This window comes from Pseudoalteromonas sp. G5_S1_14_S5 (assembly GCF_054968605.1).
Genome location: NZ_JBQKUM010000001.1, coordinates 139,419 through 156,034 on the forward strand (window position 1 = coordinate 139,419; position 16,616 = coordinate 156,034).

General features: G+C 44.2%; 13 protein-coding genes and 1 pseudogene. 6 read left to right on the forward strand and 8 right to left on the reverse strand.

The features are described 5' to 3' along the window. Nucleotides 1-55: 55 nt before the first annotated feature. On the forward strand, nt 56-838 hold the full coding sequence (locus tag ACTRWI_RS00615; protein WP_499128411.1) for a copper homeostasis protein CutC: 783 nt from the start codon (nt 56-58) through the stop codon (nt 836-838). A gap of 5 nt (nt 839-843) precedes the next feature. On the opposite strand, the gene phoU is transcribed toward ACTRWI_RS00615, so the two are convergent. The 4 genes from phoU to ACTRWI_RS00635 form a co-directional block, all read right to left on the reverse strand. Continuing rightward, complete coding sequence (phoU, locus tag ACTRWI_RS00620; RefSeq protein ID WP_499128413.1) at nt 844-1,542, reverse strand: phosphate signaling complex protein PhoU; 699 nt, start codon at nt 1,540-1,542, stop codon at nt 844-846. Nucleotides 1,543-1,615: 73 nt separating this feature from the next. Further along, nucleotides 1,616-2,434, reverse strand: coding sequence for a phosphate ABC transporter ATP-binding protein PstB (gene pstB / locus ACTRWI_RS00625; RefSeq protein WP_499128415.1), 819 nt, complete (start codon nt 2,432-2,434; stop codon nt 1,616-1,618). A gap of 1 nt (nt 2,435) precedes the next feature. Continuing rightward, nucleotides 2,436-4,148: a phosphate ABC transporter permease PstA gene (gene pstA / locus ACTRWI_RS00630; protein ID WP_499128418.1), complete on the reverse strand. Its 1,713-nt coding sequence runs from the start codon at nt 4,146-4,148 to the stop codon at nt 2,436-2,438. 98 nt (nt 4,149-4,246) lie between these two features. Then, entirely contained in the window at nt 4,247-6,463 is a 2,217-nt protein-coding gene (locus ACTRWI_RS00635) for an ABC transporter permease subunit (RefSeq protein WP_499128421.1), read from the reverse strand. A 200-nt stretch (nt 6,464-6,663) separates the two neighbouring features. Here ACTRWI_RS00635 and ppk1 point away from each other — a divergent pair, with 200 nt between their 5' ends. Both ppk1 and ppx read left to right on the forward strand, forming a co-directional pair. After that, nucleotides 6,664-8,760: a polyphosphate kinase 1 gene (ppk1, locus tag ACTRWI_RS00640; RefSeq protein ID WP_499128423.1), complete on the forward strand. Its 2,097-nt coding sequence runs from the start codon at nt 6,664-6,666 to the stop codon at nt 8,758-8,760. Then, a complete protein-coding gene (ppx, locus tag ACTRWI_RS00645; RefSeq protein WP_499128426.1) occupies nt 8,751-10,262 on the forward strand; it encodes an exopolyphosphatase in 1,512 nt (503 codons plus the stop codon). The genes ppk1 and ppx overlap by 10 nt, the downstream gene beginning before the upstream one ends. A gap of 46 nt (nt 10,263-10,308) precedes the next feature. Here ppx and ACTRWI_RS00650 read toward each other — a convergent pair whose 3' ends face one another. Genes ACTRWI_RS00650 through phoB form a run of 3 tightly spaced genes read right to left on the reverse strand, consistent with a single transcriptional unit; the run spans nt 10,309 to nt 13,304 of the window. Beyond that, nucleotides 10,309-11,244 carry a PstS family phosphate ABC transporter substrate-binding protein gene (locus tag ACTRWI_RS00650; RefSeq protein WP_499128445.1) on the reverse strand — a complete coding sequence of 312 codons (936 nt, stop codon included), beginning with the start codon at nt 11,242-11,244 and terminating at the stop codon, nt 10,309-10,311. A gap of 38 nt (nt 11,245-11,282) precedes the next feature. Continuing rightward, entirely contained in the window at nt 11,283-12,581 is a 1,299-nt protein-coding gene (gene phoR / locus ACTRWI_RS00655; protein WP_499128429.1) for a phosphate regulon sensor histidine kinase PhoR, read from the reverse strand. Between the two features lie 33 nt (nt 12,582-12,614). Continuing rightward, nucleotides 12,615-13,304, reverse strand: a complete 690-nt coding sequence (gene phoB, locus ACTRWI_RS00660; protein WP_108021149.1) for a phosphate regulon transcriptional regulator PhoB — start codon at nt 13,302-13,304, stop codon at nt 12,615-12,617. Nucleotides 13,305-13,498: 194 nt separating this feature from the next. Here phoB and rdgC point away from each other — a divergent pair, with 194 nt between their 5' ends. From rdgC to ACTRWI_RS00675, 3 genes are all read left to right on the forward strand, one after another. Next, nucleotides 13,499-14,413, forward strand: a complete 915-nt coding sequence (rdgC, locus tag ACTRWI_RS00665) for a recombination-associated protein RdgC (RefSeq protein ID WP_499128432.1) — start codon at nt 13,499-13,501, stop codon at nt 14,411-14,413. A 204-nt stretch (nt 14,414-14,617) separates the two neighbouring features. Then, nucleotides 14,618-16,021 (forward strand): prephenate-dependent tRNA uridine(34) hydroxylase TrhP, encoded by a 1,404-nt coding sequence (trhP, locus tag ACTRWI_RS00670; RefSeq protein WP_499128435.1) that lies wholly within the window; start codon nt 14,618-14,620, stop codon nt 16,019-16,021. 28 nt (nt 16,022-16,049) lie between these two features. Continuing rightward, a complete protein-coding gene (locus ACTRWI_RS00675) occupies nt 16,050-16,304 on the forward strand; it encodes a YfhL family 4Fe-4S dicluster ferredoxin (protein ID WP_499128437.1) in 255 nt (84 codons plus the stop codon). Between the two features lie 119 nt (nt 16,305-16,423). Here ACTRWI_RS00675 and ACTRWI_RS00680 read toward each other — a convergent pair. Continuing rightward, nucleotides 16,424-16,616, reverse strand: a pseudogene (locus tag ACTRWI_RS00680) (hypothetical protein); the annotation flags it as partial.

The following is a 16,616-nucleotide window of genomic DNA, read 5'->3' on the forward strand; positions in this document are numbered from 1 at the left end:
ATCGTCTCAAGATTGCTATGATGTCCACAGTCTCAATTTGAACGAGTTAAATATCATGAACATCGAAGTTGAAGTTTGTATCGATAACCTAGAATCCCTACACAATGCCCTTGCAGGCGGAGCGAGTCGTATTGAGCTCTGCTCTTCACTAGCACTTGGTGGATTAACCCCGAGCGTCGGAATGATGAAGCAAGCCGCTCGCATCTCATCGGTCCCCGTGTATGCAATGATTCGCCCAAGACAAGGCGACTTCATCTTCGACAATGACGACGTGATGTGCATGCTTGATGATATTCAAGCCGCTGCCGATGTTGGTTTAGATGGTGTAGTGTTAGGTGTACTTACCGCTCAAGGTGAAATAGATATGATTACGATGAAAGTATTAACCTCAAAGGCCCACCAGCTAAAACTTGGCGTAACATTTCACCGTGCTATCGACCAACTTAAGGATTACCAAAAAGCACTAGAACAGATTATCGAACTTGGTTGTGAACGTGTTTTAACGTCTGGGCTAGCGAGCAATGCAGAGAAGGGTATCGATATATTGCAAGAGATGGTCAAACAAGCGAATGGCAGAATCGATATCATGGCAGGGGCCGGCGTTACCGCTCACAACGCAAAAATTATTCAAAGCACCACCCAAGTACCTGCACTCCACCTTTCAGGTAAATCGCCAAGACCTAGCCTAATGGAAAGCAATTCGAATGCTCAAATGGGGAGTGATGATATTGATGATTATCAAATACCTGTAACGGATGCTAGCAAGATATCTAGTGTGAGAGGAGCCCTCATCGATAAAGGGCTGGCATCAAAAAATAAAATTAGATCGGGTCGATGAATACGTTACCTTAAAGCGTCATCTAAGCTTTGCTCACCTAGGTGGCGTACATCTTTACCTTTAACAAAGTAGATAATGTACTCACAAATGTTCTGGCAACGGTCCCCCACTCGCTCTATGGCTCTTGCACACCACATCACTTGTAAGATGTTAGGAATATTCTTCGGGTCTTCCATCATATAAGTCATCAACTGACGTATCACCGCCTCGTATTCAGCATCCAACTTGTCATCGAGTTTGTGTACCTCGGCTGCCGCATCCACATCCATGCGAGCAAATGCGTCTAAAACTTGGTGTAGCATGGTGATCGCTTGTCGACATAAAGGCTCTAGCGATACATGGAATTTTTGTTCTTTTGTCGAAGGGATATCAATCGCACCCTGCGCGATCTTCGAGGCAACATCACCAATACGCTCTAGGTCGGTAATCGTTTTGATGATCGCCATGATTAAACGCAGATCTTTTGCCGTTGGTTGACGCTTGGCAATAATGCGAGTGCATGCCTCATCAATCGACACTTCCATCGCATTCACTTTATGGTCATCACGAATCACTTTCTTCGCTAGTTCCAAATCATCTTTGTGGAGTGCCTGCATCGCAAAAGAGAGCTGCTGCTCCACTAATCCACCCATAGTTAATACATGTGTACGGATAGACTCTAACTCGACATTAAATTGTCCTGAGATGTGGCGACCAAATTGCATGTCAGCTCCTTAAAAGAATTGGATAAGTCATTTATATTGGAGTGACTTAGCTCCAATGATGAGAACGGTAACGTTAACCGTATCGACCAGTAATGTAGTCTTCCGTTTGATTTTTCAATGGCGACGTAAATATTGAATCCGTATCTGAGTACTCGATCAATTTTCCCATATGAATAAAGGCAGTATGATCACTCACACGCGCAGCCTGCTGCATATTATGTGTGACGATAACGACCGTATATTGCGTCTTGAGGTCGTTGATTAGCTCTTCAATCGTCAATGTTGAAATAGGATCCAATGCCGATGTCGGCTCATCCAACAACAAGACTTCCGGTTCAATCGCAACGGCGCGAGCAATCACCAAACGCTGTTGCTGACCACCAGATAAACCAAAAGCATTTTCATGTAAACGATCTTTTACTTCATCCCACAATGCAGCAGCACGCAGTGATCGTTCTACGGCATCATCAAGATCTCGACTGTTACTTACTCCTTGCAGCCTCAGTCCGTAAACCACGTTCTCATAGATAGATTTAGGAAACGGGTTTGGGCGCTGAAATACCATACCGACACGGCGACGCAGTGTCGCAACATCAACCTTTGGGTGATAGACATTCTTGCCATGAAGTTTCACTTTTCCGGAAACTTTACAGCCTTCGACAAGATCGTTCATACGATTGATACAACGCAGTAAGGTTGACTTACCGCAGCCAGAAGGGCCAATAAACGCAGTCACCTGCCCCGTGGGTATCTTCATAGAGATATCATCGAGCGCTTGGCTTTCTTTGTAGTAAAGATTTAGCCCTTCGATCGAGATAGCAATTTGTTCTTCCTTTAGATTATGTACATCTAAAGGTGCTTGGTAACCCAAGGTTTCATTAATTGAGAACATCTTAATCTTGTCCTAAGGTTCGGTACTTTTCACGTAAGTTATTACGGATATTAATCGCCGTTAAATTCAACCCCACGATAACCGTAACCAATAAAAACGAAGTCGCATACACCAATGGGCGCGCAGCCTCTATATTCGATGTTTGAAATCCAACATCATAGATATGAAAGCCTAAATGCATGAACTTTCGATCTAAGTGTATGTACGGAAACTGACTATCAACAGGCAAGCTTGATGCGAGTTTTACAACCCCCACCAGCATTAATGGAGCCACTTCACCTGCTGCTCTTGCAATCGCCAAGATCAAGCCGGTAATTATCGCAGGGCTTGCCATAGGCAGAACAATGCGCCACAAGGTCTCAAATTGAGTCGCGCCGAGCGCTAAAGAACCATGCCTTACCGAACTTGGGATGCGTGTTAGACCCTCTTCGGTAGTAACAATAACAACTGGCAGCGTGAGTACCGCCAAAGTCAGTGCAGACCAAAGTAGACCTGGCGTACCAAAGGTAGGCGCAGGTAGTCGCTCTGCATAAAACAGAGTATCGATCGAGCCACCAATGGTATAAACGAAAAAGCCTAAACCAAAAACGCCATACACGATTGAAGGTACACCGGCTAGGTTGATAACCGCAATTCTAATCAAACGTGTGAGCGCGTTATTTTTTGCGTATTCATGTAAGTAGATCGCCGCAACTACCCCAAGAGGCATCACCACAATCGACATCAGAATAACCAGTAACACTGTACCAAAGATAGCAGGGAAGACACCGCCTTCTGAATTGGACTCGCGTGGATTTTCTGATAAAAACTTCCACACTTGGTGCCCCCAATGTCCAACCTTTTCAAGGTAAGACATATTATTCGGGTACCAATAATCTAGGATATGACTGAGCGATATTTCAACCTGCTTACCCGTCATATCTTCAACAAGCAGACTCTCAACATTTAGCTGTGTTCTGAGGTGCTCTAGCTTGATTTCGGCTTCATCTAACTGCTTATTGAGCTCGAGCCTAGTTGCGGTATAAGTTTTAAGATACTCATCGCTCACAGACTCATTCAGTTCTAATTTGCGCTTTTCTAGACGTAAGTTTTCCAACTGCCAACTGATATTGCGAATCTCTTGGTTTACCACACGTGACGTTTCAGCGCGCAAGGTGTCAGCGAAAGCTAAACCATCTTTAAGCTTTTGGTCGATATCGGTATAAAAAGTTCCCGATGCCGTTTTAAAACCAACCGGCTTACCAAAAAAGTAACCACCGCGACTACGATCTATCACAGCCCAATCTCGAGGCATGGTTGGCTCTAATAGGTTCACATCTAGAATCGATACAAAATCAGCAGGATAGAGTTCTCTATTAGCCACCTTGATGCTCAAACGTTGTATCAACCCTGTAGCAATGTTTTGGGGTGATAGTAGATCGTGAGCTTGCGGAACTTGCTCTATTGGAATGTATTTGCGTTCATACAGCTGACCGATCAACACATCTTGTTGAGAGACGGTTTCATCAAGATCAACAACCAGAGACAGATCTTTAGAGTCGACTTGCCACTGATACAAAGGCGCAGGCCAAAAGTAGGTCAGCCCTTTCCAGCCGATCAAGAGCATCAACCCCAGAACCGAAAGCATACTGATGCTCACTGCCCCACCAGTTAGCCAGATCCATGGCGAGCCAGATTTAACCCATGATAGTAATGACTTGAGTCTATTCATCATGTGCTACCTGAGAGTGATTCAGCGAGTAACGATGTACGCAGCTCGCTAATCCCCAAAAATTTATAGGCGTAAATTCAGATTGAGGTAACACATTAACACTACAAAGCACGATATTTATCTCTCAATCTTTGACGAACCCACTCCGCTAGCGAGTTCACAGCGAAGGTAAAAATAAACAGCAATAGCGCAGCTAAGAACAGCAAACGGAAATGCGACCCACCCACTTCCGATTCAGGAAGTTCGACAGCAATGGTTGCGGATAGTGTCCTCATCCCCTCTAAAATATTCCAATCAAGAATTGGCGTGTTACCTGTCGCCATCAGGACAATCATGGTTTCACCAACCGCTCGTCCTAATCCCATCATAACCGCCGAAAAAATACCGGGGCTAGCTGTCAGTAAAACAACATAAATTAGGGTTTGCCACGCGGTAGCACCAAGCGCGAGTGAACCATCAGACAAGTGCTTTGGCACCGAGAAAATCGCATCCTCGGCAATCGTAAAAATTGTTGGGATGACAGCAAAACCCATCGCGAAACCGACTAATAGAGCATTACGTTGGTCAAAATCAATCCCATAACCAGCTAGGAAAGTGCGTATATCACCGTCAAACAACAAGGCTTCGATACTGTTGCCCGCTGCGAATACTATAACGACCGTTGCAATCAGTACCGGAATCAAGATGAGTGCGTGCCAACCATTAGAGAAACGACGTGTCACAACCTTGGGTAAATAAAACCAAACAAGCCCTGTAATCAAAGCGCTCAGAGGCAACATTACCATCAAAGAGAATACAGCGGTTAAGTGGGTTTCAGCGATTGGCGCAAACCATAGACCCGCGAGGAAACCAATAATTACCGTAGGCAAAGCTTCCATTAATTCAATCGACGGCTTCACCACTCGTCGCATGCGTGGCGACATAAAGTAAGCGGTATAAATTGCACCTAACACCGCAACAGGCACTGCAAACATCATGGCAAATAGCGCAGCTTTGATGGTACCAAACGTGATAGGAACTAAACTGAACTTCTCTTCAAAGTCATCATTGGCAGAGGTTGATTGCCATACATACTGCGGCTCTGGATAGCTCTCGTACCAGACTTTTTGCCACAGCGATGAAAATGAGATCTGAGGGTATTCATTGTCGACTTTCGCCACACTGATTTTATCATCAATCAATGTTGCCAAATGCAGCTCATTAGCCGACATCGCAGCTAACTGAGGGGACTTATCAAACGCACGCTCAAACAGAGACAACTTTTCACTGGTCGTATAATGGCTCTGTAATGTGCCGTTTTTGTAGAAACTATAGAACCCTTTTCGGTAGGTATCCGGCAAGATAAATTGTACTTCTTCAGCGAGCTGGAAATCTCGGATATGGGTTAGGCTGCGTTTTTCATCTTTAAGTACATCAAACCATTGAGAAACTTGTCCATCCTGATGCGTAACCAACAACGAATAAGCACCAGACAACAAATCGATACTTTTCACACCGTGTTTGACGTCATTCAAACTCAGGTCGATCACCTCACGGACATCAAACCCTTTGTCAGTTAGCTTTAGCACCACTAAGTCAGACTTTGCTCGAAGGTATAAAGTCTGCCCATCAGGTGTCATCAATAACTGTTGCTGCGCGCCAAGCTTATCCGATAACCATTGACTATTTTTTAATACATAGCCACCAGCCAAGTCGCTTTGGTACCACTTCACTAGCACTCGTTGGTTAGTTAACTGAGCGGCAATAGTAATATCACGCCTGCTTTTAGAAAATACGAACTTATCGATCAACGCACCGTTCGCTGGTTCGTCGGCTAAGAAGGGCTGAGGTAGAGTAACTTGCTTGATTTTTGGTTGAGCTTCAGCGCCCTTTTGGAGCACAGGCGCACTATACTCAGGATAGAAAAAAGTGATATTGCTTACGCTATCGGCAAAAGCAAACCAATTTTCAGCAGGGGTATTTCGAGAGAAGGCGATAGGATCTGCTAATATACTTCGTTCGAAATAAGAGTGTGTATTTTGCGAGTCTAGGTCCCATAACTGAACCAAACCAGACTTTTCGACAGTAAAGGCATGTTTACCGTACTCATCAACCGATAGTGCGATAGGCTTATCTACCGCTACGGTTTTAACCGCTTGATCAGTCTCTAAACCAGTATCGGAAAATACCGGTAAAATGACCATTGCTAGATATACGAAAATCAAAACCAAGGCAGCTAGAACACTGACACCACCGCATGTCACCGAAAAACGGACGAGACGATCTTTCAACCATCTTTTTTTGTCGCGCTCTTTCAATGAAAATTGGGGTGAAGCCATCTATTTATCTACCTTTTTTTAGCTGCTGACATAATATGTACCTTAGATGACAATTATATTACAAGCTACGTTAAACAACTGAAACTAATAACAAGTTTGTTCACCCTTTTTATTATCCTAAGATCATTACTTTTGTGAGCGCTAACGTTATAAATTAAACTAGTCACCCCAATAGTCAGCATTCAAGGATCAACAATACGATGGAAAAAGACTATGTCGCAAAAGAACTTAGCTGGTTAGCGTTCAACGAAAGAGTGCTTCAAGAGGCAGCTGACAAGTCTGTCCCTTTGATCGAAAGAGTTCGTTTTCTAGGGATCTACTCGAAAAACCTCGATGAGTTTTACAAAGTCCGATTTTCCGACGTAAAACGCAAGATCTTATTGCAAGATCCTGAGTCAAACTCTAACACCTCAAAAACCTTGCTGACTCAGATGCAACAGAAGGCGAATGAGCTGGATGTTCGTTTTCATTCACTTTACAAAGAGCTGTTGCTCGAATTAGCACGTAATCGTATTTTTTTGGTTAATGAACAGCAAATTAATGCCGAGCAGAGTGATTGGCTTAAAAAATACTTTAGAAAGAAAATACTCCCGCATCTCACGCCTTTGCTACTTAACGAAGATAGTCAACTACTCAATATCCTCAAAGACGAACAAAGTTATTTAGCTATCGATATTGAGCACAATGGGTCATCTCAATACGCTCTGTTAGAGATTCCATCTGACGCTTTACCTCGATTTGTCAAACTACCGAGCCCGTCAGACTCACAACGTACTACCCTGATCTTATTAGATAATATAGTTCGCTTCTGCTTAGACGACTTACTTAAAGGCTTCTTCGAATACGATTCGCTGCGTTGCTTCGCCATCAAAATGACACGTGATGCAGACTATGACCTGCAAGAAGACAGTAACTGCAGCCTTTTAGAATTGATGTCGATAGGGATTGAGCAACGTTTAACAGCACTACCGATACGCTTGATCTATGAATCCGAGATGCCACAAAAGATGCTGAATTTCTTACGAGTCAAGCTCAAGCTATCAGACTATGACAGCGTACTCTCTGGAGGTCGTTATCAAAACTTTAGGCACTTCTGTGATTTTCCAGCCCTCAATCGAGAAGATCTCGTTAATGCGCCTCTTTCACCAATTAAGTGTGCGCCGTTTGCTCATTACAGTAACTATTTTGAAGCAATCAAAGCTCGCGATATATTATTGCACTACCCGTACCATACTTTCGATCACATTACCGAACTGGTCAGGCAGGCGTCGTTTGATCCCAAAGTAACGGTCATCAAGATCAACGTTTACCGTGTTGCTGAAGGTTCTAAGTTACTCAACTCGATCATTGATGCGGCCCACAATGGTAAAAAAGTCACCGTCGTGGTCGAGCTTCAAGCCCGTTTTGACGAGCAAGCCAACATTCAGTGGGCAAAGACACTTCAAGAAGCCGGAGTGAAGGTGGTTTATGGTATCCCCAGCCTAAAAATCCACTCAAAATTACTACTCATCAGGCGTAAGAACGGCAAGGCTATGGAGAGTTATGTTCATATCGGTACAGGTAATTTTCATGAAATCACCGCTCGTATTTACACAGACTTCTCCTTGCTTACCGTAAACTCAGAGCTCACGCATGAAGTTCGCCAAGTCTTCAAATACATCGAAAATCCATACCAGAAAACGCAGTTCAAACAGCTGATAGTCTCACCTAAAAATACTAGAAAGCGTCTGTATCAACTGATCGATAAAGAGATTCAGCATGCCTCAGAGGGTAAGCCTGCGAGTATAACTCTAAAGCTCAATAACTTAGTGGATCGCGAAATCATTGAAAAGCTCTATCTAGCCAGTCAAGCCAACGTCAAAGTTAGAATGATCATTCGAGGTATGTGCTCACTGGTTCCGGGAATACCAAACGCAAGTGACAACATTGAGGTCATCAGTGTCGTCGATCGTTTTCTTGAGCACCCAAGAGTGATGATCTTTCACAATGCAGGAAAGCCCAAGGTTTACATATCTTCCGCTGATTGGATGACTCGCAACTTTGACCATAGGATTGAAGTAGCAACACCAATCCTAGACTCGAAGATCAAGCAAACCATCATCGATATCACCGAGTTTCATTTTGACGATAAACGTAAGGCTCGGATGATCGATCATGCGATGAGCAATCAGTATAAGCCGTCACCCAACGCTCAACTTACGCATTCCACATCACAACTCGCTACTTACCACTATATTAAACATATAGAGAAGCAAGCTCGTAAGAAGTACAAGCAAGAGAAAAAATCATGCCGCTAAGTGACGACAAACAATCAAGATGCATTGCAGCTATCGATTTAGGCTCGAACAGCTTTCACATGGTGGTCGCTCAAGTGTTTGGCAAACATCTACAACTGGTCAGTCGACATAAACAGAAAGTACAGTTAGGCAATGGGCTAGATGAGTACCATCAGCTATCAGATCAAGCGATTAATCGCGGGCTAGATTGTCTAAAAGTCTTCGCAGAGCGACTCACTGATTTTGAGATTGATAATGTCAGAGTCGTTGCTACCCATACGCTGCGAAAGGCAAAGAACTCAAATACCTTTATAGAACAAGCCAAACTCATTTTTCCTTTTCCCATCGAGATCATTTCAGGGCAAGAGGAAGCGCGATTGATTTACAACGGGGTTGAACATACTCAGACCGCATCCAAATCAAAGCTCGTTATCGATATTGGTGGAGGAAGCACTGAAATAGTGACCGGACAGGGCTTCACACCCGAAGTAGTGCATAGCTTACCGATGGGGTGCGTCACCTCTACTCAGCGTTTCTTTAGTGATGGTCATTTAACTTCACAGCATTTTGCTACCGCTTATACCGCAGCGATTCACCTATTAACCCCTGTCATTAAGCGCTACCAAGCCGCCTCTTGGGAAATCGCTTTTGCCTCATCTGGTACGGCAAAATCAATCAAAGAGGTGCTCAAGGGGCTAGGCTTTATCGATGAGTACATTACTCCGCAACGGCTTACTTATCTAAAAAACCACCTAATGGAGTTTTCCTCTATCGAAAGTATCCAACTGTTAGGTTTAAGCGATGAGCGGAAGCCCGTGTTTGCTGCAGGTATAACGATTCTTTCCGCTGTTATGGATAGCCTAAGTATAGATGAGCTGTATGTCTCTGATGGAGCATTAAGAGAAGGCGTGCTTTATGATATGGAAGATAAGTTCAAGAGCCTTGATATAAGGTCTCGTACCGCAGAAACATTACTCTCTCGCTATCGTGTTGATTTAACACACGCCGAAAAAGTTAAACAGACAGCTCAAACCCTATTACTACAAGCAAAAACACAACTAAAAGGCGCTTTAGACACCGAGTTATTTGACCTACTTGGTTGGTCTGCACTGTTGCATGAAGTAGGCCAAAGCGTGGCATTCCAGGGGTATCATCGCCACTCAGCCTATCTAATTAAACACACCACCATGCCCGGCTTTAATGCCGAGCAACAACGTCTAATTTCCCTTATCGTCCGATATCAGAGAAAAGCGATCAAGCTGCAAGACTTGCCAACATTATCACTGTTTTCGTCGCAGCAAGTGACGCTGATGATCCGAATACTCAGACTGGCAATCTTACTCAACCGACAAAGAAGCCAAGCACCAGTACCCAATATAAAGCTAACCATAAAAATGGATGACCATTGGAGTTTGACTGGCAAAAATGGTGACTGGTTAGATACAAACCAACTACTCGATTATGAATTAAAAGAAGAACAGCAGCGCTGGAAAAATGCCGGTTGGAGTTTAGATTTGAACTGAGGAAAATAGCCTACCGCAAGTAGTCTATCTGTATCTTGAGTTTGAGCTATAACCCAACTTTTGCGAGCTCTTGTTCTGCAAATTCAGACGGTATTGCTAGATAGCCATCTTTTTCTACAAGCTCTTGCCCTTGCTTTGAGAATACAAAAGTAAGGAACTCTCTTTCAACCGGAGAAAGTGGTTTATCCGGATGCTTATTCACATACACATAGAGGAAACGAGATAGAGGGTAATCACCGCTCAAGATATTCGCACGCGTAGGCTCAACATAATTAGAGCCGTGCTCTGCAATAGGAATCAACTTAACACCTGCTACACGGTAGCCAATGCCTGAGTAGCCAATCCCACTAATGGATGAAGCGACCGACTGAACGACAGAAGCCGAGCCAGGTTGCTCATTCACACGATTTTTAAAGTCACCGCTGCACAGTGCATTCTGTTTGAAGTATCCATAAGTCCCCGATACAGAATTGCGACCGAACAGTTGGAATCGATGTTTCGCCCATGGCTGATCGATTCCGAGATCTTGCCAGTTTTTGAGGGGCTTCGTTGCTCCGCAGCGTAAGGTCTCAGAAAAGATGCCATCAATCTGACGAAAGTTAAGCCCTTCAATAGGGTTGTCTCGGTGGACAAACAGCCCGATTGCATCAATAGCGACTCGTAATGCAGTTGGCTTATATCCATGCTCTCTTTCAAAAGCTTCCACTTCACGTAAACGCATTGGTCGGCTCATAGGACCAAGGTGTGCTGTCCCTTCCGTCAGTGCAGGAGGTGCAGTAGAAGAGCCCGATGCTTGGACCTGAGCATTTACATTCGGATAATAGGATTTAAACTCCTCTACCCAGAGTGTCGACATTCCAGCCAAAGTATCAGAACCGACCGACAACAGGCTTCCAGATATACCTGGAACCTTGGAATAATCGGGCAGTGATTCAACACTCTGCTCAGCGAAGCTGGGCCACGCCAATACCATCGCTAACATAGAACTAATCGGCAAACGCATCCTGCGTATTAAGTCACTCATGACACGGTCAACCGGTTTGGCAACGTGAAATGAAAACGACTGCCAACGCCCACTTCACTTTGAATTTCGAGGTGTGAATCGTGGTGGCTAAGTGCGTGCTTTACAATCGCCAATCCAAGACCACTACCACCGGTATCACGAGAGCGGGCTTTATCTACACGATAGAAGCGCTCTGTGAGTCGATGTAAGTGTTGAGGCTCAATACCATCACCGGTATCTGACACATCTAAGCATGCGCCTTGACTTGTTTGATACCAACGAACTTTGACCGTTGCCCCTGCGGGTGTGTATTTAACCGCGTTATAAACTAAATTCGAAATCGCACTTCTCAATTGGTCTTCATCAGCAAGAACACGCAAACTCTTATCGATATCAAATTCAAGTTTATGTTCGCGCTCACCGCTAAGGCTCACCGCCTCTTTCTCAAGAACTTCAAGCATCGCAGGAACGTTCACTACTTCATCCAGCTCATGCATCGGCGCTGCTTCAATTTTCGAAAGTGTGAGCAACTGATTAACCAGACTGTTCATACGATTCAATTGCTCAGTCATTACGCCATGCGCCTTGGTCCACATTGGGCCAACAATCATGTCTGGGTCTTCCGTCATTTCAAGATAACCTTGAAGGACGGTCATTGGTGTACGCAACTCATGGGAGACGTTAGCGAAGAAGTTACGGCGCATGCCCTCTAGCTGCTTAAGCTGGGTGACATCACGCACCACCATCAGGTGTTCGCCCTCGGTATACGGCACAATACGCAATTCAAGCATACGCTCCACATTCAGAGGAGAAGGCATTTCTAATGGCTCAGAGAAATCCTGCTTATTAAGGTACTTAATAAAATCTGGAGTACGAATCAAATTCGAGATCGGTTGACCTGAATCATCTGGCCAACGAAAGCCCAACAAATACTGAGCAAGCTTGTTACACCAAACGATATTGCCTTCACCACGAAATACCACAACGGCATCGGGAAGAGACTCAGCACCGTTACGGAAACGGCGGATAAGGTTAGTCAGCTCTTTACGTTTACGACGCTGTCTCTGCTGCATACGATAGATACCGTTAAACAGAGATTCCCAGTTTCCAGAGCCTGAAGGTGGAGTTAGACGCTTCTCATCCCACAACCATGCGGACAAACGCATTTGGTTGTGTAGGTGCCAGCCGAGCTGCAATACCGTAGCAGCCAGCAGTAACCAAGGTAGATAACCGAATATCCATCCGACTAAAACCCATGGTGCGTAAAAAAAAGCCAGCTCCCAAGCCAGCTTTTTCCAGGTTAACTTTTCAACCATTCAGGACTCCGTAAACTGGGCAGCGAAGCCAAATTAAGCCTTTATAGAAAAACGGTAGCCAGCGCCACGAACCGTTTGGATGAGCTTATCGTGACCTGCAGACTCAAGCGCTTTACGCAGGCGTCGAATGTGTACATCAACCGTTCGGTCTTCAACGTAAACATTAGTACCCCAAACGTTGTTAAGCAGCTGCTCTCGGCTGTATACTCGTTCTTGGTGCGTCATAAAGAAATGCAGCATTTTGAATTCTGTTGGTCCCATATCAACTGGACCTTCACTTGCGGTAACACGGTGTGATACAGGGTCTAATTTAAGACCTTGAACATCAATCACATCTTCCAATGCCGTTGGTGTTACACGGCGAATAACCGCTTTCAGGCGAGCCACAAGCTCTTTTGGCGAAAATGGTTTGGTAATGTAGTCGTCAGCGCCAACTTCTAAACCGCGAACCTTATCTTCTTCTTCACCACGAGCCGTTAGCATCACCACTGGGATGTTGCGAGTTAACTCTTCACGCTTCATGTGCTTGATAAAGTTTATCCCGCTACCACCAGGTAGCATCCAATCTAGTAATACTAGATCTGGGAAAGGTTCACATAGCTTGTTTACCGCTGTATCGTAATCTTCAGCCTCTACTGCTTGGTAGCCTTTTTGTTCAAGTACAAAACACAGCATCTCACGAATAGGTGCTTCATCTTCAACGACCAGAATCCTTCTCGACATAATTGAATAGCCTTTGTATTTAATCAACGCATTGCATTATCTGAGTTAATTATGACACTTTTGTGACCTTTGAAAACAAATTTTCATATAACTGTCTCAAACGTTTCACTTTATAACTTTTGATACAGAGCTAAGGACAAATCGAATTAGATCTCATATCATGAGGCACTTCTAAAAAGGTATGAGAAAAATATATGTGGTTTAAAAATTGCCTAGTCTATCGCTTCAACCGTGATATTGATTTCAACGCAGATCAGCTAGAGAAACAACTTGAAGAATTCCGCTTTACTCCTTGTGGTAGCCAAGACAAACAGAAGTTTGGTTGGGTGCACGCAATGGGTAAACATGGCGATATGATGACGCACGTATCAGAGAACCGCATTCTTATCTGTGCAAAGAAAGAAGAGAAAATGCTGCCAGCATCTGTGATTAAAGAGTCACTGAATGCAAAAATTGAAACACTTGAAGCAGAGTCTGGCACACCTCTTAAAAAGAAAGAGAAAGACAGCCTAAAAGAAGACATTATCATTGACCTTCTTCCTCGTGCATTTAGCCGCAGTAACTTCACATACGCGCTGATCATGCCAAAAGAGGGCTTCATTGTGGTTGATGCAAGCAGCTACAAAAAAGCAGAAGACGTGTTAGCTCTGCTGCGTAAAACAATGGGTAGCCTACCGGTTGTCCCTGCCATTCCTGAGCAAGCGATCGAAGCCACACTAACCGAGTGGGTTAAGTCAGGCGATACGCCTCAAGGCATTACAATGCTTGATGAAGCTGAGCTTAAATCAATCCAAGAAGACGGTGGTATTGTTCGAGTTAAGAAACAAGAGCTAGAAGCCGACGAGATTAAAAACCACATTGAGGCGAACAAAGTGGTAACCAAGCTGCTTATCAACTGGCAAGATCGCATTGAATTTATCCTGGCTGAAGACGGCAGTATCAAACGCCTGAAGTTCAGCGATGAACTTAAAGATGAGAACGACGATATTCCTCGTGAGGACCAAGCTGCACGCTTTGATGCAGATTTCTCATTGCTATGTGGTGAGTTCAGCGTGTTCCTTCCGAACCTATTCGAATCGCTAGGTGGATTAACTCAACCGAACGCTTAATCGGTATCTCCAAAGCTCAGGTACTCCGTGCCTGAGCTTATTTTCCCTGCATTTCCCGCTGTATATTTATCCCTTCACTCTCTTCTTAATATCATTGCTATCTTTAGGGCTATCAACCAGACTCATTTTAGCGTAAAATTTGCGCCCCTTTGATATCACTTGGTGGTATCAACCTGACTTGAGATCAGATTAGAGAGCGAAGCAATGACTACACAAAAACCATTTGTACCTGAACTATTATCACCGGCAGGAAGCCTTAAAAACATGCGTTACGCATTCGCCTATGGCGCAGATGCAGTTTATGCGGGCCAGCCACGTTACAGCCTTCGCGTTCGTAACAATGAGTTCAACCACGAAAACCTACAAATCGGTATCGATGAAGCTCATGCTCAAGGCAAAAAGTTATATGTTGTATGTAACATTCAGCCACACAACTCTAAACTAAAAACTTTCATTCGCGACCTTAAGCCAGTGGTTGATATGGGCCCAGACGCTCTTATCATGTCTGATCCTGGTCTTATCATGATGGTTCGTGAAGCATTCCCTGAAATGCCTATCCACCTCTCAGTTCAGGCTAACGCTGTAAACTGGGCAACTGTAAAATTCTGGGCTACACAAGGCGTTGAGCGTGTAATCTTATCACGTGAGTTATCACTTGAAGAGATCGAAGAGATCCGCGAATACTGCCCAGAAACAGAACTAGAGATATTTGTTCACGGTGCACTTTGTATGGCGTACTCTGGTCGTTGTCTACTTTCTGGTTACATGAACAAGCGCGATCCTAACCAAGGTACTTGCACTAACGCTTGTCGTTGGGAATACAAAACAGAAGCGGCAAAAGAAGACGAACACGGTCAAATCGTTGAAGCAAACCCTACTGGTGTTGAGATTCAGGATGTTGAAGTTCAAGATGAACGTCCAGACAACACACTAGGTCTAGGTAAACCAACAGATGAAGTGGTTCTACTTTCAGAGTCACACAAGCCTGAAGAGAAAATGGCTGCGTTTGAAGATGAGCATGGTACTTACATCATGAATTCAAAAGACCTTCGCGCAATCCAGCACGTTGAGCGTCTAACGAAGATGGGTGTTCATTCACTGAAAATTGAAGGCCGTACTAAGTCTTTCTACTACTGTGCTCGTACTGCACAAGTTTACCGTAAAGCTATCGATGATGCTGTAGCAGGCAAACCATTTGATGAAAGCCTAATGGGTACACTAGAGAGCCTGGCGCACCGTGGCTACACTGAAGGCTTCTTACGTCGCCACACTCACGACACTTACCAAAACTACGAGTACGGTTACTCTATCTCTGATACTCAACAATTTGTTGGTGAATTCACAGGTAAACGCCGTGGCGATCTAGCGGAAGTAGAAGTGAAGAACAAGTTCCTGGTAGGTGACAGCTTAGAAATGATGACACCGAAAGGTAACGTTGTTTTCACACTAGAGATGATGGAAAATCGTAAATCTGAAGCCGTTGAAGACGCAAAAGGTAACGGTCACTTTGTATTTATTCCTGTACCAGCAGATCTAGACTTAGAGTTCGGCCTGTTGATGCGTAACTTGAGCGAAGGCCAAGACACACGCAATGCATCAGGGAAGTAACTTTACTTAGAAAACCGAGAAGTAAGCAATGGCTCTGTTAATCACTGACAAGTGCATAAACTGCGATATGTGTGACCCTGAATGTCCAAATGGCGCAATCACGATGGGTGACAGCATCTTCGAAATAGACCCAAATTTATGTACTGAATGTAAAGGTCACTATGAGAAGCCAACGTGTCAGTCTGTATGCCCAATTACCAAGTGCATCATCACTGATCCAAATCATATTGAAACTGAAGACGAGCTGCTAGAAAAGTTTGTTATCATTCAAGGCTTGACCTAATAAAGAAAAGGTTCAACTTAATCAATAAGTTGAACCTTTTTCTTATCCGGATTTCTCCATGGGATAAATGTTGCAGAATAACTCTTTTTCAAATTGATATTCGAGTCGCTCTCGCCAATTTATCGACTGTGATACAGGTACGAGATAAAAATTTCCCGGCCGGTGTCTGTCACAAATGCCATTCCATACTGCATCAATTCATAATGTACATCATTTACAAAGCTAGGATCTAATCGCTGCCTACCTGTTAGTTGGTTGATGTTATCTCTTGAAATAGAAATACCCGCATTTTCGGTACTGAACCTATGTCTT